This is a genomic window from Mediterraneibacter glycyrrhizinilyticus (assembly GCF_015560805.1).
Taxonomy (GTDB): Bacteria; Bacillota; Clostridia; order Lachnospirales; family Lachnospiraceae; genus Schaedlerella; species Schaedlerella glycyrrhizinilytica_A.
Map to the genome: position 1 here is coordinate 16,707 of NZ_JADMSO010000015.1, position 18,669 is coordinate 35,375.

The window sequence follows — 18,669 nt, forward strand, 5'->3', positions numbered from 1 at the left end:
TCATGGGCGGAGTGGAAGTATATGAGAAAGTGCTGGAACAGCCGGAAGTAGAGTGGGCGGATCTGGCGAGACTCTGTACCGAGGGGACTCCGCACAATAAAGAATTCGCAGGACTGACGGTTCGCCTGCTTGGCGTCAGTGATTCTTTTTACGGACATCAGTATGTGGACCTGATCTCCGGGGAATATCCGAAAGTTCCGGAAGAGATCCTGTTGTCCGACACGATGGCGGAACATCTTGGAATGGAGATGAAGCCGGGACAGAAAATGACGCTGAATCTGATCGTACTTCGCGGCGGAGAACGTGTGGAAGAACCTGTGGATGGGAATTTTGTGGATAAAAAATGTATTCGGGATCGGATATAAGTGGAGTGATGAACATGTACGATAATCAGGGGAAAATCAGGAAGATTGTATGTATCACGGCAGGGATATGGTTGATATCCCTGCTGATTTTTGTGTTACTATGTGGAAAACTGATCGAAAAACCGCCTCTTGTGTGGATAAGTGCCTGTACCGGCTACGGGATCTGGAATCTGTGCATATTCGGCTGCGGATATTGGGCGATCCGAAGAACGATCAACCGGACGATGAACGGCATCAACGCATGTATCCAGCACTTGATCGACGGGCAAAAAAAGCAGTTCTTTGGAATGGAAGAAGAATCTTCTTTGGGGAAATTTCAAAACCAGATCTGGAAGCTGTATGAGATCATCAACGGGGCAAAGGAAAGGGAAGAGAAAATGCGCCGGGAAATGAGCGGTCTGATCGCGGATCTTGTACATCAGATCAATACGCCGCTCACAAACATCCAGATGTACTGCGGGTTTCTGGAAAGAGACACATTTGCCCCGGGAGAACGGGAGAAGATCTGCCGGATCATTGACAGCCAGGTTGAGAAACTGGGGGGGTTCGGAGACGGATTTACAAAGGCGATCCGGCTGGAGGAAGATGTGATGCAGATGCGTCCGACCGAACAGCCGATTTTGGAGATGGTGCTGGCGGCGATCGATCAGATTGCATGGAAAGCCGAGCAAAACGGACAGGAGATCTGTCTGGAGGGAGCACAGGATATTTGCGGCGTATATGACAGACGATGGACTGAGGAAGCGCTGTTCAATCTGTTGGACAATGCGGTGAAATACGGGGAAAAAGGTCGGAAAATTATCGTGTCGATGGAAGAATATCCGATGGTTGTCCGGATTGATGTGAAAAATTACGGAGTACCGCTTACGCGGGCGGAATACGGCAAGGTTTATCAACGGTTTTATCGCGGAAATAATGCGGCACTTGTGAAAGAGGGTGTCGGTCTGGGACTTTATCTGACGAGAAAGATCCTGAATCAGGAAAACGGATATGTGAAAGCAGAAGTCTGGAGAACGGAAGTCTGGAGAGCGGAAATTACGGAGGGAGCCGCCGAGACCCAAGGGGGAGATACTTCCATGAAAGGACAGGGAAGTGTGTTCAGTATTTTTCTTCCGAAGAGTCAGTGACGCGGCGCTGTTTTTGCCAATTTCTTCTAATGTAATATGGGAGATCCCTCTTTTTACCCAGAGCAGAGCCGATATTGACAGCGCGGTTAGTAAAGGCTAAAATGAGGATGGATTTTTAAAAACAGCAAGGGGATTTGAATGAGGATACAATATCGGATACGGGATGGATATGCGGAAATTGTACGGTGTTTCGGTACGGGAGAAACGGTTGTTGTTCCGGAGAAGATCGGGGAGATCACAGTGCGTGCCGTGGCGGCATATACATTTTCGGACAAGAAATCATCGGAAGATCAAGATGTGCTGGAATACCGGACGGAAGACGGATTTTTGGAAGAAGACAGGGAACAGCTTCTGGCAGGAGAGAAGATCGCCGAGGTGGTGTTTCCGGAAACGGTGCAGGAGATCGGGAACTATATTTTTTACGGATGCAGGAAGCTTAAGAAACTTACGTTTTCTGACCGGCTTTACCGGATCGGCAGCGGCGCGTTTACCGGCTGCGGAAAACTTCGGGAATTGAATGTATTTCTGATGGACGGCGAAAAATCTTGTGTGAAAGAAATACTGGGAGAATTGTGGCAGCGGATTGACGTGACTTTTTACAGAAAATATGTGAAAACTGTGGATCAGCAGGATGTAAATTTGCAGAGTACGGATCCGCAAACCGTAAATCAGCGGAGTGCAGATCGGGAAACGGAAGTTGTAAAACTGGTTTTTCCGGAGCATTACGAGGAGGCGGTGGAAAATACGCCGGCACGGATTTTATTTACACAGCACCACGGTACGGGGAATAATTATCGGCAGTGTTTTTACAGCAGGGAATTGGATTACCGGAAATATGACGAACTGTTCGTGCTTGCGGAAGCACAGGAGCCTCGGGACGTGTTGGAAGATCTGGTGTTTTGGCGGATGGAATATCCGCACGGACTGAGCAAGCGGGCTCGAAAGAATTATGAAACTTATCTTTCCGGGCAGTTAGGGCAGATCGTGGAACATCTGATAAAAACAGATCGGATCGACCGGCTTGGACAGATCAGTGTCTACGGACTTTGGAAAGAAGATGTTCTGGAAGCGGCGGCAGTTTCGGCGGCAGATCTCGGGAAAGCAGAAGCCGCCGGATTTTTGATGAATGAACGGCAACGATTGTTTCCCAAAAAAACGGGAGCAAAAAAAAGGAAATTTGAATTATAGAGAAGAATATGATTTTGAGTGAGAAGTTGGAACATGGGATGGAATACGAAAACGGACAGGAGAATATAGAAAAGCTTCGGCGGATCGGCGGGCAGATTCTGGCGGCATCCCGGGATGAACTATATCTTGGCATGCGTTTTTTGGATGTCGCTTTGAGCAGTTTTGTATATCAGATGGATTCGGAAGTGCATCCATTTGGTACAGACGGCGGGGCGATCTATTTTCATCCGAGGGAGCTGGGCGGTCTGTACCGGGAAAACCGGATTCTTGTGAACCGTGGGTATCTGCATATGGTGTACCATTGTCTGTTCCGCCATATGGTCAAACAGATTTCGTTCGGGGAAACAGAGCGGGAAGCGGTGTTTTTTCTGTGGGATTTAAGTTGTGATATTGCGATCGAGCGTTTGATCGACGGAAATTACCATCGGTCGGTGCGGTATTCGAAAAATCTGCTTCGCAGAGACACTTATGGACGGTTGGAGCGGGAAGCGGATGGGAAAGTCTTAAATGCCGAGCGTATTTTTCGCCTGCTTCGAAAATGGGATCTGACAGAGGAAAAGTGGCAGAAATTACGGCAGGAATTTTATGTGGACGATCATCGGTATTGGGAAAATAAAAGTCCGGATGAGAAGCCGCCGAACCCGGAGCTGAACCGGAAGTGGCAGGAGATCAACGAAGAAATGGAAACCGATCTGGAGACGTTTTCCAAGGAAGCGTCTGAGAAAAGCGGGGATCTGTTAGGGCAGGTCCGAGTGGAGAATCGGGAACGATATGATTACAGGGAGTTCTTAAGAAAGTTTTCGGTTTACAGAGAGGAACTGGGAGTCGATGCGGATACATTTGATTATACATTTTACAGCTATGGATTGTCGCTTTACGGCAATATGCCACTGATCGAACCGCAGGAGACAAAGGAAGTCAAAAAGATTGAGGAATTTGCGGTTGTGATCGATACGTCGATGTCCTGTTCCGGGGAGTTGGTGAAAAAGTTTCTGGAAGTGACTTATGATGTGCTCGGAAGAAGCGAAAGTTTTTTTAAAAAAGTCAATGTGCATATCATCCAGTGTGACGAAGAAGTGCAGTCGGATGTAAAGATCACCTGCGCAGAGGATTTGGAGACGTATATGGAAAATCTGACTCTTTACGGGGAGGGGGGAACGGATTTCCGTCCGGCATTTTCCTATGTGGATCAACTGATCCGGGACGGGGAATTTGAACATCTGCGCGGGCTGCTTTATTTTACGGACGGTTATGGCATTTATCCGGAAAAGATGCCGGGGTATCAGACCGCGTTTGTATTTGCTGAGGAGGAAGCAGAAGAGCGGCAGGTACCGCCGTGGGCAATGAAAATCATGCTGGATGAAACATTGGAATAATCGGAGGAAATGAAATAAACAAAAGAAAGTCTGAGAGAGAAAAAGAAGAAAAGGAGAATGCGGGAGCAATGAATATAAAGCGTGCGAAACAGGAAATCAAAAATTCCATCGAAGCTTATCTGGCGAAAGACGAATTCGGCGAGTACAAGATCCCGGCAGTGCGTCAGCGTCCGGTGCTTCTGATGGGACCCCCGGGAGTCGGAAAGACACAGATCATGGAGCAGATCGCCAGAGAATGTAAGATCGGGCTTGTGGCATATACGATCACGCACCACACGAGACAAAGCGCGGTGGGGCTTCCTTTTATTAAGGAAAAAGTTTACGGTGGACAGACATATTCCGTGACTGAATATACGATGAGCGAGATCATTGCCTCGGTCTATGAGAAGATCGAGCAGACCGGGATCAAAGAGGGGATTTTGTTTATCGATGAGATCAACTGCGTGTCGGAGACGTTGGCGCCGACAATGCTGCAGTTTCTTCAGGGAAAGACCTTTGGCAACCAGAAAGTGCCGGAGGGATGGATCATCGTGGCGGCGGGGAATCCGCCGGAATATAATAAATCTGTCCGGGAATTTGATGTGGTAACATTGGATCGTCTGAAGAAGATCGACGTGGAAGCGGATTTTGAGGTGTGGAAAGAATATGCCTATCAGCAGGGAATCCACCCGGCTGTGATCTCTTATCTGGAATTGAGGAAGCAGAATTTCTACCGGGTGGAGACGACAGTGGACGGAAAACGGTTTGCGACGGCACGAGGATGGGAAGATTTATCCCAGTTGATCCAGGCGTACGAAGCGATCGGAACGAAGATGGACAGGGAAGTGGTCTTTCAGTATATCCAGCATCCGATGATCGCAAAAGATTTTGCCGGGTATCTGGAACTGTACTATAAATATCGGACGGACTACGGAGTAGAAGACATCCTGAACGGAAAATGGAGCCCGACTACGCTGCAGAAAATCCGTAGCGCAGCTCTGGATGAACATTTGAGTATCGTAAGTCTTCTGAATGGAAAATTGAGCGAATTATTCAGGGAATGTTATGAGACGGATGTGTTTGTGTCGAAGCTGTATGAGTATATGCTGACATACCGGGAGGAACGAGATCATGTAACAGCGGAGGAAATCCTGCAAAAAATAGTTTCGGATTGGGAAGCACTTGAGAGAGCGGAAATGCTGAACCGTGCAGAATTCCGTATGTGGAAGCGCGTCACAGCATTTATGGAAAATGTGGTAAAACACACGAAAGGCAACTTTTTAATTGACATGGATGCGTATGAATATACGAAAGAACGGTTTGGAGAAGAAGCCGGAGCGTTGGAGACGAAAACAGAAGAAGTGAAAGAAATCCTGCAAAATGTGTTTGATTTTCTTGAAGATGCGTTTGGAGAGAGTCAGGAGATGGTATTTTTTATCACGGAATTAAATGCAAATTCATATAGTATGTGGTTTATCAAGGAAAACGGATCGGATTCTTATTATCGATATAATAAAGGGCTTTTATTTGAGGAACGGCAGAAGGTGATACTGGCAGAAATGGATGCGGCAGAGAATGCTATGGATCGGGGAATCCACTTTACGGAAAAATAAAAGAAAGGTATAATAGGAAGTAAACTCGCTGTTGGAAAGCGGAAAAGAAAGGAGCGTTGTCTGATATGAAGGTCAGAGAGATGAGAAACGAGGTACTCGGAAATCGTGTAGTCAAAGCGTTGGAGTCCCGGAATATGGAAGCGTATTATGTGAAGACAAAGGAAGCGGCGTTGGCGAAAGCGTTGGAACTGATTCCGGAGGGGAGCAGCATCAGCTGGGGCGGAACGATGTCGGCGCAGGAGATCGGACTGACCGATGCGCTTCATAAAGGAAAGTACGACGTGTATGACAGAGAGCAGGTAGAGACAAGAGAAGAAAAAGAAAAGATCGCGCATCAGGCATTGAACTGCGATTTCTTTATCGGCAGCACCAACGCGCTTTCGGAGGACGGAGTCCTTGTAAATGTGGATGGAAATGCAAACCGTGTGGCGGCGTTTGCTTATGGACCGAAGAACGTACTGTTGATCGTAGGGATGAACAAAGTCGTGAAGACAGAGGCGGATGCGATGAGCCGCGCAAGAAATGAAGCGGCGCCGATCAATGCACAACGCTTCGGAGTGGACACTCCGTGTGTGAAAAACGGAAGCTGTTTTAATTGTAAATCACCACAGTGTATCTGCTGTCAGATTTTGATCACGAGATTTTCAAAAGTGCCGAAACGGACAAAGATCATTCTCGTAGACGAGAATTTAGGATTTTAATATGGAAGATAAAAAGAAACGAAGAAATACTGCGAAGCAAAAAAATACTGTGAAGCGAAAAAGAAAGCGCAGAAATCAACAGAAAACGGATGTGATCTCGATCACCATATTGATCGTGGCGGTCTGTGTATTTGTGTTTTCACTCTATCAGCTCGCTATGCTTCTCGTCCCGTATTATTTCGGCGGACAGGAGTACGATGAAGTGAAAAAGCTGGTGATCACGACAGAGAAAACCGCGGAGGGCGAAGAAAAATTTCAGGTGGATTTTGAGGCGCTGCAGGAAGAAAATTCCGATACAGTCGCCTGGATCCGATTTGACGAACCGGCAGTGATCAGCTATCCGGTTGTAAAAGGGATGGATAATGATCTCTATCTGACGAAGACATTTTCTGCGTCGGATAATAAACTGGGTGCGATTTTCATGGATTACCGGAATGCATCTTCATTTTCAGACAGAAATACGATCATCTACGGGCACAATCTGAAAGTGGGCGGCGAGATGTTTTCACAGCTGAATGCATATGGCGACGAAGCATTTTACAAAGAACATCCTTATTTCTATATTTATACACCGGATGGGAAGACGAGAACGTATCAGGTCTTTGTGGCGGGTGTCGTGAGTGATCAGGCGGAAAACTATACGCTGGAGTTTGAATCGGATGAAACATATCTGGCATATCTGGAAGCATGTAAAAACAGTTCGGCATACCAGACGGATGCGAGTGTCGGCGCGGGCTCCAGTATCGTGACGTTATCAACGTGTACCAATGTGCGTGACGATGAGCGTTTTATCGTTCAGGGCGTGCTGGTATCGGAAGAATAAGCGGTCTGGAAGAGACGGGAAGCTTCAGATGGAATGGAGGTGAGAGGATGGCGGATCGTTTTGCGGTCGGAGATATTATCCGGATGAAAAAGCCGCATCCGTGTGGGACATACGAGTGGGAGATCCTCCGCGTGGGGGCAGACTTTCGTCTGAAATGTACAGGATGCGGACATCAGGTTATGGTGCCGCGGAAACTGGTGGAAAAAAACACAAGAGAAATTAGAAAAAAAGCTTGAAACCGTGAATTGTTTATGTTATGATATGTACTCGTGGCATACCCGTTGAATTGAAATAAGACGACGGATGTTTACATTCCTTGCTCCCGAAGGAGTCGGGGGCCAGAGACCAAAAGGAGGTGCGAAAGACATGAACAAGTATGAATTAGCTGTTGTTGTCAGCGCAAAAATCGAAGACGACGCCAGAGCTGAAGTGATCGAAAAAGTGAAAAATTTAGTGACACGTTTCGGTGGCAACGTAACTGACGTTGATGAATGGGGTAAGAGAAGATTCGCTTACGAAATTCAGAAGATGAAAGAAGGATACTACTATTTCATCCACTTCGAGGCTGAGGCTACTGTTCCGGGTGAAGTGGAACAGCGTATCCGCATCATGGATAATGTTCTCAGATATTTATGCGTGAAACAGGAAGCATAAGAGAAAGAGGTATATATGAATAAAGTAGTTTTGGTGGGTCGACTTACAAGAGACCCGGAGGTTAGATATTCCCAGGGAGACAGCGCAACAGCAGTTGCGAGATATACGGTAGCCGTAGACCGCAGATTCAAACGGGACAACGAACCGACCGCAGATTTTATTCCGTGTGTTGTATTCGGTCGTTCTGCCGAGTTTGCAGAGAAGTATTTCCGTCAGGGAATGCGCGTGTCAGTTTCCGGACGTATCCAGACCGGAAGCTATACGAACAAAGACGGTGTGCGCGTTTATACAACCGAAGTGATCGTGGAAGAGCAGGAATTTGCTGAGAGCAGAGCGGAGAGCGAAGCGAACAGAGGTTCTTTCCAGTATAACAATGCGCCGGCAAGTCAGGCACCGGCTTCCGCTCCGAGCATGGATGCAGGTGACGGCTTCATGAATATTCCGGACGGGATCGACGAGGAATTACCGTTTAACTAACTTCCGATTATCACCAAGTGATGAAAATAGGAGGTAAAGCAAGATGGCTTTTGAAAAAGGCAGCAGACCAGAGGGCGGCTTCAAAAGAAGAGGACCGGCTCGCAGAAGAAAAAAAGTTTGCGTATTCTGTGGTAAAGAGAATAACGAAATCGATTACAAAGACGTTGCAAAGTTAAAGAAATATATCTCTGAGAGAGGAAAAATTCTTCCGAGAAGAATCACAGGAAACTGTGCGAAACATCAGAGAGCTCTTACAGTAGCAATCAAGAGAGCAAGACATATCGCTTTGATGCCGTACGTTCAGGACTAATCAAAAATATAAGGCTGATTCTTAGGGGAAACCCTTTGAGTCAGCCTTTTTTTGTATAGGCGACGAGCCAAAGTCCGGGCTTGCCCGAGACCTTGGCGACTGCTTACAATCCCGGAATGTGCCTTTTGGCACTTCCGGTGATTTCGCTAGATATTCAAATCAGAGATCGTTTTATCAAGGCAATAGAAAAGATCGATATATTTTTCTACGATCTGACGGCAAGAGCGTTTGATGATCTCACTATTATAGTCATGTGTCAGTTAGTTTCGTATCGTAAGCATTTCCAGCCAGAGATCGTCGGAAATTAAGTCGGCGCGAAAAGATTCCCGTAGGACTTCTCTTGGAGAGCTGGTTACGAATCCGGTGATCGCGTAGTATTGGATCAGGATATCTTTCATCACTTTCAAAGATTTTTGAAAAGATTCGTATCGTTTTTTATATTTTTGGTCCATATTTTTCAATGGCCTCCTTTAATAATTGGTTGCCGCATGTGTCTATATTGACAAGATCTACGGTGTAAAGTGTCGGTAAAGCATCGATCTCTTCCTCGAGCTGCTCAAAATCCTGCACACCGGATACGGCGATGTCGATGTCGCTTCGCTCGGTTTCCGTTCCTTTTGCGCGGGAGCCGAAGAGAATGATTTCTTTTGCGGAATATTTGCGGCAGAGAGCCGCAGCTTTTTCTATTACTTCATTTACATTCATTTTATTCAACCAGTCCAATCTTTATTTTCTTTTATCATTCTATCAAAGTTCTATCAGAATACCCAACGAAATATTTGCGGTTTGAGGCGTATTTCCCCTTGTACACCGACGCTACTACTTATTATAATAAAGATAATAGAAGGAGGGTGATTTTTTGGAAAATGAAAAAGATGTGATTCAAGACTTAATCAGACGGGCAATGAAAGCAAGAGAATATTCGTACTCTCCATACTCGAACTTTAGTGTGGGGGCGGCGATATTGTCTGAATCCGGAAAGATTTATACCGGTTGCAATATTGAATCTGCCTCTTATACACCGACAATCTGTGCGGAGCGCGTAGCTTTATTTAAAGCGGTTTCGGAGGGGGAGCGGAAATTTAAAATGCTTGCGCTGGTTGGAGGTCCGAAAAACGGAGAGAAAAAGACAGAAGAGATTGTAAGTCCGTGCGGTGTGTGTCGACAGATGTTATATGAATTTGGAAAAGACCTGAAAGTTGTGATGGCAGATAATGAGGAGAAATATGAGGTCCGGATGTTGGAAGAACTGCTTCCATATGGATTTGGACCGGATAACTTAATATAAGCGATTGTATCAAATCTGAGTGAAAGATACAGAACAGGAGGTTGTTATGCAGAAGTATTCAGGTAAAAAGGGGCTACAGTATCATATCAATATGTCAAAGGGGGATGTGGGGAAATATGTGATCCTGCCGGGAGATCCGAAGCGATGTAAAAAAATTGCGGAGCATTTTGAAAATGCAGAATTAATAGCGGATAATCGGGAATTTGTCACATATACCGGATTTTTGGACGGCGAAAAAGTATCAGTGACATCGACGGGGATCGGGGGCGCTTCGGCATCGATTGCTTTGGAAGAACTGTGTAATTGCGGTGCTGACACCTTTGTAAGAGTGGGGACATGCGGTGGAATAGAGCTGAGTGTAAAAGGAGGAGATTTGGTGATCGCAACCGGAGCGGTCCGAATGGAGGGGACGTCCAAGGAGTATGCACCGATCGAATATCCGGCGGTGGCAGATCTTAAAATTTCAAATGCCTTGCTTGCGGCGGCAAAAGAAAAAGAGCTGGTGTATCACACAGGGGTTGTACAGTGTAAAGACGCATTTTACGGGCAGCATGACCCGGAAAAAATGCCGGTTTCCTATGAATTGCTCAACAAATGGGAGGCGTGGAAACGGATGGGATGTCTGGCATCGGAAATGGAGTCGGCAGCATTGTTTATTGCAGGGGCATTCCGAAGAGTTCGGGTAGGTTCTGTGTTCCTGGCATTGGCAAATCAGGAGAGAGAAAAAGCAGGCTTGGATAATCCTGTGGTGCACGAGATGGAACCTGCAATTGAGGTGGCAGTCCTGGCAATCCGCAAACTGATCCGCGAGGATAAAGCAAAAGGCAGATAGATGATATTCGGAATTTTGTTCAGAGGATGAACGATGTGCATCCGGATATATATTGTAGAATGAAAAATCCCCGAGGGTATCTTTTATTCAATGGATAAAGGAGACCTTACGGGGATTCTTTTGTTCATTTTATTTACCGCATAAATCGGTCGATAACATACAAGATCCCGTCTTCGTCGTTGGAACGTGTGACGAAATTTGCGGCTTCTTTGATGACCGGCTGGGCGTTCTCCATTGCGACGCCGAGTCCGGCATATTCGATCATGGAAAGGTCGTTGTAGCCGTCGCCGCAGCAGATCATTTCATCAGCGGTAAGTCCGATACTGCTTAATAATTTTTGCAGAGAATGCGCTTTGTCGATATTCTGCGGCATGATCTCAAGAAAATATGGTTCGGAACGATAAATGTTCAGAAGACTGTGATATTCTTCTTTTAGTCTCGGCATGATTTCCTCGAGGAGCTCCGGCGGTCCGGGAAGCAAAAGTTTGTTGACAGGGAAATCCAGCGCGTCTGGGAAATCCGCGACCGGGACGATTTTCATATTATTGATGAATTTTTCTTTTTCCGTGTATTCATTCGAACAGATTCCGGATAAGATCTCGGTATCGGTATAAGAAATAATATCCACGCCGGGGTATGTTTTTACCGTCTCATAAATCGGGCGTATCACACTTGGCGGCAAGGTGCGGTTGTAGACGATCTCGCCGGTGGAACATCTGGTGATGCGGGCACCGTTGAAAGAAAGCATGTATCCGCCGTATTTTTCCATTTCCAGAATATCGGCAAGCGGGGCAACGCCGTTGATCGGTCGTCCACTGGCAAGTACGACGATCTTTCCCTCTTTTTGGATCTCAAGAAGAGCCTTTCTGGTCGGTTCTGTGATCTCTTTCTTGGAATTGGTTAAAGTGCCGTCCAGATCCAGCACGAGCATTTGATATTTCATAGGAAAAATCCCCCTCGTATATTATCTTTTGGATATATAAATCTGATTCTCATCCTATTATATAGAACGAGAGCATGGAAAACAAGTCAAAAACTTAGTGGAATAATAGACAGAAAAGTGCTATACTAAGACAATAGTGGGTAAGTAGCGAAGTGTGTTATTTTGGAGGGTAAAAATCCATGAAGAAAAAGGATGTGCGTTTGAAAGGACAGCTGCGGATGTACATGCAGTGGCCGGTGATCATGACGGTGCTTCTGGCTGCAATGAACATCTGGATGTATATGGTTGACCGGAAAGCAGGCGGAATGATGTCTGTCATGGTCATTATCTATATGGTGATCGTCGGCGTGCTCTATGTGTACAACAGATCACTGATCCTTGCGGATATGGTTCAGTTTTCAACGCAATACAAAGCAGTTCAGAATACGCTTCTAAAGGAACTTTCGATTCCGTATGCGATTCTGATGGAGGACGGACGGATCGTCTGGAAGAACGACCGGTTTGCAGAATTATTTGCAGACAGGCGAAGAGAAAAATATTTGAACAAGCTGATCCCGGAGTTGAACCGCGGCGTGTACCCGAAAGGGGATGTCGATCATGTGGAACTGGAAGTGCATTACAACGACCGTGATTATCAGGCGGAACTGCGGAAAGTTTCGGTGGAGGGATTCAGTGATACGGAAGAAGTGCTTCAGATCCCGAAAGAAAAAGAGTATTTTATTGCGGTATATCTCAATGATGTGACCGAATTGAACGCCTACATCAAGGAGAACGAGGATCAGCGTCTGATCGCCGGACTGATCTATATCGATAATTATGATGAAGTGATGGAAAGTGTCGAAGAGGTGCGGCAGTCGCTTCTTGTAGCGTTGATCGACCGGAAGATCAATAAATATATCGGAGACGTGGACGGCATCGTTAAAAAACTGGAAAAAGACAAGTATTTTATCGTGATCCGTAAAGAAAGTTACCGGAAATTTGAGGCGGATAAGTTCTCTTTGCTGGAAGAAGTCAAACAGGTGAATATCGGAAATGCGCGTTCCGCATCGCTTAGTATCGGATTGGGACTCAATACGGCGACTTATGCGCAGAGTTACAACTACGCGCGCGTCGCGATCGACCTTGCACTGGCGCGGGGGGGAGATCAGGCGGTTGTGAAAGACTGCCACGGCATTACATATTTCGGCGGAAAGAAAGAGCAGACATCCAAGAATACGCGTGTCAAAGCGCGTGTTAAGGCAGAGGCGCTCCGTGAGTTTATCGTTGCGAAAGATCAGGTCATTATCATGGGGCATAAGATCGCAGATGCGGACTGTCTCGGCGCATGTATGGGAATTTACCGCGCGGCAAAGGAGCTGGAGAAGAAAGCACATATCGTTATGAACGAAGTGACCAGTTCGGTCCGCCCTCTGTATGATGAGATCGCGGAAAGCCCGGCGTATGAAAAGGATATTTTCCTGACCTCGGAGCAGGCGATGGATTATATCAATGACAATACGATGGTTGTTGTAGTCGATACGAATAAACCGCAGATGACCGAGTGTCCGGAGCTTCTGAAAAAGACGAAGACGATCGCGGTGCTGGATCATCACCGGCAGAGCAGTGTCGGTATTGAAAATGCGGTGCTTTCTTATATTGAGCCGTATTCCTCGTCAAGCTGCGAGATGGTTGCGGAAGTGCTTCAGTATATTGTCGATGATATCCGTTTCCCGAATGTAGAGGCAGACTGTCTCTATGCGGGAATAATGATCGATACACAGAATTTTATGAACCGTACCGGTGTGCGTACGTTTGAAGCGGCTGCATTTTTGAGAAGATGCGGAGCGGACATTACGCGGGTGCGCAAGATGTTCCGGGACGATATGGCGTCTTACCGGGCAAAAGCGGAAGCGGTACGAATGGCGGAAGTATACCGGAAAGAGTATGCGATCGCAGAGTGTCCGAGCGATATTGACAGTCCGACGGTGCTTGCGGCGCAGACGGCGAATGAATTGCTGGATATCAGCGGCATCAAGGCGTCGTTTGTGCTGACGATCTATTCGGGCAAGATTTATATGAGCACCCGTTCGATCGATGAAGTCAACGTACAGGTGATCGCGGAGAAATTAGGCGGCGGAGGTCATATCAATGCCGCAGGCGCGCAGTTCGATCATACCGATATGGAAGAGGCGATCAATGCGCTGAAAGCGACGATCGATCAGATGATCGAGGAGGGCGATATTTAGAAATCTTCGTTATATATTAGAAACAGTAAAATAGTAAATGGCATAAAGGAGAAGACAGAACATGAAAGTAATTTTATTGCAGGACGTAAAGTCACTTGGAAAAAAAGGCGAGATCGTCAATGTGAATGACGGATATGCACGGAATTTTATTTTGCCGAAGAAGCTCGGCGTGGAAGCAAACGGAAAGAATTTAAACGATCTGAAACTGCAGAAAGATAATCAGGCGAAGATTGCAAAAGAGCATTTGGAAGCGGCAAAAGAATTGGCGGCAAAACTGCAGGCAGGCAAGATCGAACTGGCGATCAAGATGGGAGAGGGCGGAAAAGCATTTGGTTCCGTGACCGGAAAAGAGATCGCTGCAGCAGTGAAAGAGCAGATGGATCTGGAGATCGATAAGAAAAAAGTGCAGCTGAAAGATGCGATCAAAACACTTGGAACGCACAGTGTCCCGGTGAAACTGCATCCGGAAGTGACCGCAGAGCTAAAGGTCATCGTGAGCGAAGAGTAAGGGGATTGTCTGAATGGATGAAGCAGTAATCAAGCGGATCCTGCCGCACAGCCAGGAGGCGGAGCAGGCGGTGATCGGAGCGATGCTGATGAATAAAGACGCGATCACAACGGCGTCGGAGATCATCAGCGGAGAAGATTTTTACCAGAACGCATACGGTATTTTATTTGACGCGATGGTGGAATTGTTCCAGATGGGACATCCGGTCGATCTGATCACACTGCAGGAACATTTAAAAGAAAAAAATGTCCCGCCGGAAGTCAGCAGTCTGGAGTTTGTCCGGGATCTGATCGCGGGAGTGCAGACTTCGGCGAACGTGAAGTATTATGCGCAGATCGTAAGTGAGAAAGCGACGCTGCGGCGGTTGATCAAGATCAATGAAGAGATCGCCAATACATGTTATATGGAAAATGAACCGCTGGAAGTGATCCTGGAGCGGACAGAGAAACAGGTATTTGATCTTGTAGAGCGGGGAAATGTGCAGGAATATGTGCCGATCAAGCAGGTTGTTCTGAATGCGCTGGATGTGATCGAGCGCGCATCAAAGACAAAAGGAACCGTGACCGGTATCCCGACCGGATTTATCGATCTGGATTATAAGCTGTCCGGATTGCAGCGGTCGGATCTGATCCTGATCGCGGCGCGTCCGTCGATGGGAAAAACGGCGTTCGTATTGAATATTGCACAGCATGTGGCGTTCCGCCAGAATCTGGCGGTGGCGATCTTCAGTCTCGAGATGTCAAAGGAACAGTTGGTGAACCGTCTGTTCTCTTTGGAATCCCATGTCGACGCGCAGGCGCTTCGAACCGGTAATCTGAAAGATACCGAATGGGAGAAGCTGATCGAGGGTGCGGGACGGATCGGAAAATCAAGAATGATCATCGACGACACGTCCGGTATTTCGATCGCGGAGATGCGCTCAAAATGCCGAAAATATAAATTGGAACTGGGACTGGATCTGATCATCATCGACTACCTGCAGTTGATGAGCGGAAGCGGCGGACGGAGCAACGAAAGCCGTCAGCAGGAGATTTCCGAGATTTCCCGTTCGTTAAAAGGACTTGCCCGTGAGTTGAATGTGCCGGTGATCGCACTTTCCCAGCTCAGCCGTGCGGTGGAGTCGAGAACGGATAAACGTCCGATGCTTTCCGACCTCCGAGAGTCGGGGGCCATCGAGCAGGATGCGGACGTGTGTATGTTTATTTACCGTGAGGATTATTATATTCCGGATACGGAAGATAAAAATATTGCGGAGATCATCATTGCCAAGCAGAGAAACGGTCCGATCGGAACGGTACGCCTTGCATGGATGCCGCAGTACACGAGATTCGGAAACGAGGAACGCGCAAAAGCGGATTAAAACAGAAAAAAGGAACTGTAAGAGAACGCGCGTAATGCTGCCTTATATAAGCGACATTACGCGCGTTTGACTGTTTGTTCCTGACATACAAGTAGATCAGGTAAAGATTTTCCGGAAGCGTCCGAGCGGATTTTCACGGGAAGCCGTTTCGCGCCTAAGTGTCTGCTGCTGGCGGATCAGGCTGTCCAATTTGCGGTAATGTTCTTCTTCCTGCCGTTCTTTCGCCTGGAAGAGAAAATCCATTTCCCGGATCACATCAGTGGTGACTTTTTGGCTGATCTGCTGTTCCAGCACGGTATTGTTCGAGGTGACAACTTCCGTCAATACATCGCCGATCAGGCTCCGTACCTGCTCTAACTGTGTGACCGGGATGACTTCTGCGTCTGCCGGGATCAAAGCACCGGAGTGAGCCTTGCTTGTCCCGGTATTGTCCGCTGCGGCGATCGATGTATTTTCCATTGTGTCCGAAGTCTGTTCCGGAGTATCCTCGGCGTGTACTGCGTCGGTCAATTTTTTTCGGGTTGCGGTAAGCTGTGGGATCAATGGTTTTAAGTCCCTTAATAACATGCCTTCATTCTTTAGTTTTCTGATACAGAGAAAAAGTTGTATGTCATCTTCGGTATAATATCGGTGTCCCATTTCCGTGCGCCCGATCTTTAAGTTCAGTTCTTCCTCCCAGTAACGAAGCACATGAGATTCTACGTGAACCTGTTTGGCAGCTTCGGAAATCATAAATCTGACTTCACCCATATATGTAATACCTCCTATTAAGATGTTCATTGGTAGTATCATCGGCAGCCAAGGGGCGTATGCTTTTCGTATCTCAAGCTGTTGATGATATGTCCATTATAGCATAGGAGGATGAAAAGCAACCTGATAATCGTTCGTCAAATCAAGACAAAAAAATACCGTCCCAAAACGGAACGGTATCTTTGCTTGTGATCACTTTGCGATATATATCCCTTGAAGATCAAGGGGATCATACAATTACTCTGCTGAGATAGCACCTGTCGGACAGGCAGCCTCACATGCTCCACAATCAACGCAAGCATCAGCGTCGATTTCGTATTTGCCATCGCCTTCAGAGATAGCTCCTACCGGGCATTCGCTTTCGCAAGATCCACAGCTTACACATTCATCACTAATTACGTGTGCCATAGTATGTATCCTCCTTATGTAGTATTGCAACATTCATTGCTAACCCCATTCTAATACAAATGTGCCAAATATACAAGCGATTTTCTTCGATAATCCGTCTTGTTTTTGGGAAAAATTAAGAAAATATTTCTTTTTTTTTAACGGGAATCATGGTAGTGTATATAAGGAACGCCAAAGGGGGCGTCTGAAAACGGAGTGGTACAAGAAGAAAGAGGTTTGTTTTATGAAAATTTCAATGAAAACAAAGCGTATTACGGCGGCTATGCTGGCGGCATCTATGGTTCTTGCCGCGACAGCCTGTGCAAAAGAAGAACGGCAAACATTTACAGGGGATAAGACGGAGGAGCCGGCATATCAGGCAAATCTGGATGTGATTTCTCCGATCGCATATAGTGAGACCGATGGTCTGAATCTGGAACCGGGGACATATATTTCCATTATCGGGAAAGATGAGGCGTCTGCGTTCTGGAAGAATGTAAAAAAAGGGGTGCAGCAGGCGGAGGAAGATCTTAATAAGACGTTGGGGTATACCGGAAACGATAAGGTTAAAGTGACGTACAATGCGCCGGCGAAAAAAGAAAATATTGATGAGCAGGTCAACATTTTAGATGAGGAACTTGCCCGGTATCCGGATGTTGTAGGCGTGGCAAGTATTGATGCGGACGCCTGCAGCGTACAGTTTGATCTGGCGACGGAGAACGGGATTCCCGTGATCGCTCTGGATTCGGGAAATAATTATCAGGGCATTCAGTGTACTGTGAAGACGGATAATGCCGAGGCGGCGAAGACCGGCGCTTATAAGCTTGCAGATGCCATGGGGCGTACGGGAGACATTCTTCTCCTTGTGCATGATTCCAAATCAGAGACGGCAAAAGAACGGACGGAAGCATTTTGTGCGGAGATCGAAGAAAAATATCCGGATGTGAACGTGGCGGAGATCCTCTATGTGGATCAGTTTGAAGAGTTGAAAAAGCAGATCGTGGAAGAACAGTACGCTGCTTCTAACACATCGGAAACGGAAAATACGGCGAATGCGGCGGCAGGTTCAGCAGGCACAGAAGCGGCGGCTTCAACCGTGGCGGATGCTCAGAACACTCCGGCAGAGGAAACGGATGCGGCTTCCGGTACAGTAGAGTCCGATACAGCAGAGACACAGATATCGGCGGAAGAGCTTGCGGCGAAAAGTGCGGAACTGACGGATGAAGATGTGATCTTGTATTATCTGGAAAAATATCCAAATGTAAAAGGAATGTTTGGAACAAATGATATGGCTACACAGCTTGGAGTTTCCGCGCTGGCAGAAAAGAAAGCGGATCATTCCGGGAATACAGAGAAAACGGAAAATGCAGAAAAGGCGGAAGATACGGATAAAGCCGACAAAGCAGAGAACGAGCAGGAAGATGAGATTCTTCTGATGGGATTTGACGCCGGAAAAGCGCAGCTTGACGCGTTGAAAAATGGCGAGATTTCCGGACTGGTCGTGCAGAATCCGTTTGGAATCGGTTATGCGTCGGTGATCGCGGCTGCGAGAACGGTACTGCAGGCAGGAAATGAAGCGGAAGTCAACACAGGTTATGTGTGGGTGACGAAAGAGAATATGGAGTCCGAATCGATCCGGAAAATGCTGTATGAATAAAGTCCGGACAGGAAAGAGATAACAACCGCGGGAAAACAGAATAAGGATATAGGAAAGCATAGAAAAAGAGCAGGGAAGTTTCTTAGGAAGAAGCATACCTTGCTCT

General features: G+C 46.9%; 21 protein-coding genes. 16 read left to right on the forward strand and 5 right to left on the reverse strand.

Annotated elements, in window-relative coordinates:
- Window positions 1–379 precede the first annotated feature (379 nt).
- The 10 genes from I2H87_RS12405 to rpsR all read left to right on the forward strand — a co-directional run bounded on the left by I2H87_RS12405 (window position 380) and on the right by rpsR (window position 8,613).
- A complete protein-coding gene (locus I2H87_RS12405) occupies window positions 380–1,492 on the forward strand; it encodes a sensor histidine kinase (protein WP_195610172.1) in 1,113 nt (370 codons plus the stop codon).
- 138 nt (window positions 1,493–1,630) lie between these two features.
- The gene (locus I2H87_RS12410) at window positions 1,631–2,680 is read left to right on the forward strand and encodes a leucine-rich repeat domain-containing protein (RefSeq protein WP_195610174.1); all 1,050 of its coding nucleotides are present in this window, start codon (window positions 1,631–1,633) and stop codon (window positions 2,678–2,680) included.
- An 8-nt stretch (window positions 2,681–2,688) separates the two neighbouring features.
- Entirely contained in the window at window positions 2,689–4,056 is a 1,368-nt protein-coding gene (locus I2H87_RS12415; protein ID WP_195610176.1) for a vWA domain-containing protein, read from the forward strand.
- Window positions 4,057–4,124: 68 nt separating this feature from the next.
- Entirely contained in the window at window positions 4,125–5,648 is a 1,524-nt protein-coding gene (locus I2H87_RS12420) for an ATP-binding protein (RefSeq protein ID WP_009266963.1), read from the forward strand.
- Window positions 5,649–5,713: 65 nt separating this feature from the next.
- Window positions 5,714–6,349, forward strand: coding sequence for a lactate utilization protein (locus I2H87_RS12425; protein WP_195610178.1), 636 nt, complete (start codon window positions 5,714–5,716; stop codon window positions 6,347–6,349).
- A gap of 1 nt (window position 6,350) precedes the next feature.
- A complete protein-coding gene (gene srtB / locus I2H87_RS12430) occupies window positions 6,351–7,172 on the forward strand; it encodes a class B sortase (protein WP_022151224.1) in 822 nt (273 codons plus the stop codon).
- Between the two features lie 47 nt (window positions 7,173–7,219).
- A complete protein-coding gene (locus I2H87_RS12435; protein WP_009266960.1) occupies window positions 7,220–7,408 on the forward strand; it encodes a DUF951 domain-containing protein in 189 nt (62 codons plus the stop codon).
- A 130-nt stretch (window positions 7,409–7,538) separates the two neighbouring features.
- Window positions 7,539–7,826 (forward strand): 30S ribosomal protein S6, encoded by a 288-nt coding sequence (gene rpsF / locus I2H87_RS12440; protein ID WP_009266959.1) that lies wholly within the window; start codon window positions 7,539–7,541, stop codon window positions 7,824–7,826.
- 15 nt (window positions 7,827–7,841) lie between these two features.
- Window positions 7,842–8,303 (forward strand): single-stranded DNA-binding protein, encoded by a 462-nt coding sequence (locus I2H87_RS12445; protein WP_009266958.1) that lies wholly within the window; start codon window positions 7,842–7,844, stop codon window positions 8,301–8,303.
- A 43-nt stretch (window positions 8,304–8,346) separates the two neighbouring features.
- Window positions 8,347–8,613 carry a 30S ribosomal protein S18 gene (gene rpsR / locus I2H87_RS12450; protein WP_009266957.1) on the forward strand — a complete coding sequence of 89 codons (267 nt, stop codon included), beginning with the start codon at window positions 8,347–8,349 and terminating at the stop codon, window positions 8,611–8,613.
- Between the two features lie 260 nt (window positions 8,614–8,873).
- Here rpsR and I2H87_RS13860 read toward each other — a convergent pair whose 3' ends face one another.
- Complete coding sequence (locus I2H87_RS13860) at window positions 8,874–9,065, reverse strand: hypothetical protein (protein WP_243273932.1); 192 nt, start codon at window positions 9,063–9,065, stop codon at window positions 8,874–8,876.
- Window positions 9,049–9,336, reverse strand: a complete 288-nt coding sequence (locus I2H87_RS12460) for a nucleotidyltransferase family protein (RefSeq protein WP_243273933.1) — start codon at window positions 9,334–9,336, stop codon at window positions 9,049–9,051. Before I2H87_RS12460 ends, I2H87_RS13860 begins: the two co-directional genes overlap by 17 nt.
- Window positions 9,337–9,472: 136 nt before the next feature.
- Here I2H87_RS12460 and cdd point away from each other — a divergent pair, with 136 nt between their 5' ends.
- Both cdd and udp read left to right on the forward strand, forming a co-directional pair.
- The gene (gene cdd, locus I2H87_RS12465; RefSeq protein ID WP_009266954.1) at window positions 9,473–9,901 is read left to right on the forward strand and encodes a cytidine deaminase; all 429 of its coding nucleotides are present in this window, start codon (window positions 9,473–9,475) and stop codon (window positions 9,899–9,901) included.
- A gap of 46 nt (window positions 9,902–9,947) precedes the next feature.
- Window positions 9,948–10,733, forward strand: coding sequence for a uridine phosphorylase (gene udp, locus I2H87_RS12470; RefSeq protein WP_195610180.1), 786 nt, complete (start codon window positions 9,948–9,950; stop codon window positions 10,731–10,733).
- 133 nt (window positions 10,734–10,866) lie between these two features.
- On the opposite strand, the gene I2H87_RS12475 is transcribed toward udp, so the two are convergent.
- On the reverse strand, window positions 10,867–11,676 hold the full coding sequence (locus I2H87_RS12475) for a Cof-type HAD-IIB family hydrolase (RefSeq protein ID WP_009266952.1): 810 nt from the start codon (window positions 11,674–11,676) through the stop codon (window positions 10,867–10,869).
- 179 nt (window positions 11,677–11,855) lie between these two features.
- Between I2H87_RS12475 and I2H87_RS12480 the strand changes: the two genes are divergently transcribed.
- The 3 genes from I2H87_RS12480 to dnaB all read left to right on the forward strand — a co-directional run bounded on the left by I2H87_RS12480 (window position 11,856) and on the right by dnaB (window position 15,769).
- Window positions 11,856–13,901: a DHH family phosphoesterase gene (locus I2H87_RS12480; protein ID WP_054703893.1), complete on the forward strand. Its 2,046-nt coding sequence runs from the start codon at window positions 11,856–11,858 to the stop codon at window positions 13,899–13,901.
- 61 nt (window positions 13,902–13,962) lie between these two features.
- Window positions 13,963–14,409, forward strand: a complete 447-nt coding sequence (gene rplI / locus I2H87_RS12485) for a 50S ribosomal protein L9 (protein WP_009266950.1) — start codon at window positions 13,963–13,965, stop codon at window positions 14,407–14,409.
- A gap of 13 nt (window positions 14,410–14,422) precedes the next feature.
- Window positions 14,423–15,769, forward strand: coding sequence for a replicative DNA helicase (gene dnaB, locus I2H87_RS12490; RefSeq protein WP_022150909.1), 1,347 nt, complete (start codon window positions 14,423–14,425; stop codon window positions 15,767–15,769).
- A gap of 96 nt (window positions 15,770–15,865) precedes the next feature.
- Here dnaB and I2H87_RS12495 read toward each other — a convergent pair whose 3' ends face one another.
- Both I2H87_RS12495 and I2H87_RS12500 read right to left on the reverse strand, forming a co-directional pair.
- Window positions 15,866–16,519, reverse strand: coding sequence for a helix-turn-helix domain-containing protein (locus I2H87_RS12495; RefSeq protein WP_054703895.1), 654 nt, complete (start codon window positions 16,517–16,519; stop codon window positions 15,866–15,868).
- Window positions 16,520–16,756: 237 nt separating this feature from the next.
- Window positions 16,757–16,927: a DUF362 domain-containing protein gene (locus I2H87_RS12500; protein WP_009266946.1), complete on the reverse strand. Its 171-nt coding sequence runs from the start codon at window positions 16,925–16,927 to the stop codon at window positions 16,757–16,759.
- A gap of 223 nt (window positions 16,928–17,150) precedes the next feature.
- On the opposite strand from I2H87_RS12500, the gene I2H87_RS12505 reads away from it, so the two are divergent.
- Entirely contained in the window at window positions 17,151–18,563 is a 1,413-nt protein-coding gene (locus tag I2H87_RS12505; RefSeq protein ID WP_195610182.1) for a substrate-binding domain-containing protein, read from the forward strand.
- The last annotated feature ends 106 nt before the right edge of the window (window positions 18,564–18,669 follow it).

Coding starts and splice junctions, on each gene's coding strand:
- I2H87_RS12405 (WP_195610172.1), top strand. CDS start 380: ATGTACGATAATCAGGGGAAAATCAGGAAGATTGTATGTATCACGGCA.
- I2H87_RS12410 (WP_195610174.1), top strand. CDS start 1,631: ATGAGGATACAATATCGGATACGGGATGGATATGCGGAAATTGTACGG.
- I2H87_RS12415 (WP_195610176.1), top strand. CDS start 2,689: ATGATTTTGAGTGAGAAGTTGGAACATGGGATGGAATACGAAAACGGA.
- I2H87_RS12420 (WP_009266963.1), top strand. CDS start 4,125: ATGAATATAAAGCGTGCGAAACAGGAAATCAAAAATTCCATCGAAGCT.
- I2H87_RS12425 (WP_195610178.1), top strand. CDS start 5,714: ATGAAGGTCAGAGAGATGAGAAACGAGGTACTCGGAAATCGTGTAGTC.
- srtB (WP_022151224.1), top strand. CDS start 6,351: ATGGAAGATAAAAAGAAACGAAGAAATACTGCGAAGCAAAAAAATACT.
- I2H87_RS12435 (WP_009266960.1), top strand. CDS start 7,220: ATGGCGGATCGTTTTGCGGTCGGAGATATTATCCGGATGAAAAAGCCG.
- rpsF (WP_009266959.1), top strand. CDS start 7,539: ATGAACAAGTATGAATTAGCTGTTGTTGTCAGCGCAAAAATCGAAGAC.
- I2H87_RS12445 (WP_009266958.1), top strand. CDS start 7,842: ATGAATAAAGTAGTTTTGGTGGGTCGACTTACAAGAGACCCGGAGGTT.
- rpsR (WP_009266957.1), top strand. CDS start 8,347: ATGGCTTTTGAAAAAGGCAGCAGACCAGAGGGCGGCTTCAAAAGAAGA.
- I2H87_RS13860 (WP_243273932.1), bottom strand. CDS start 9,065: ATGGACCAAAAATATAAAAAACGATACGAATCTTTTCAAAAATCTTTG.
- udp (WP_195610180.1), top strand. CDS start 9,948: ATGCAGAAGTATTCAGGTAAAAAGGGGCTACAGTATCATATCAATATG.
- I2H87_RS12475 (WP_009266952.1), bottom strand. CDS start 11,676: ATGAAATATCAAATGCTCGTGCTGGATCTGGACGGCACTTTAACCAAT.
- I2H87_RS12480 (WP_054703893.1), top strand. CDS start 11,856: ATGAAGAAAAAGGATGTGCGTTTGAAAGGACAGCTGCGGATGTACATG.
- rplI (WP_009266950.1), top strand. CDS start 13,963: ATGAAAGTAATTTTATTGCAGGACGTAAAGTCACTTGGAAAAAAAGGC.
- dnaB (WP_022150909.1), top strand. CDS start 14,423: ATGGATGAAGCAGTAATCAAGCGGATCCTGCCGCACAGCCAGGAGGCG.
- I2H87_RS12495 (WP_054703895.1), bottom strand. CDS start 16,519: ATGGGTGAAGTCAGATTTATGATTTCCGAAGCTGCCAAACAGGTTCAC.
- I2H87_RS12500 (WP_009266946.1), bottom strand. CDS start 16,927: ATGGCACACGTAATTAGTGATGAATGTGTAAGCTGTGGATCTTGCGAA.
- I2H87_RS12505 (WP_195610182.1), top strand. CDS start 17,151: ATGAAAATTTCAATGAAAACAAAGCGTATTACGGCGGCTATGCTGGCG.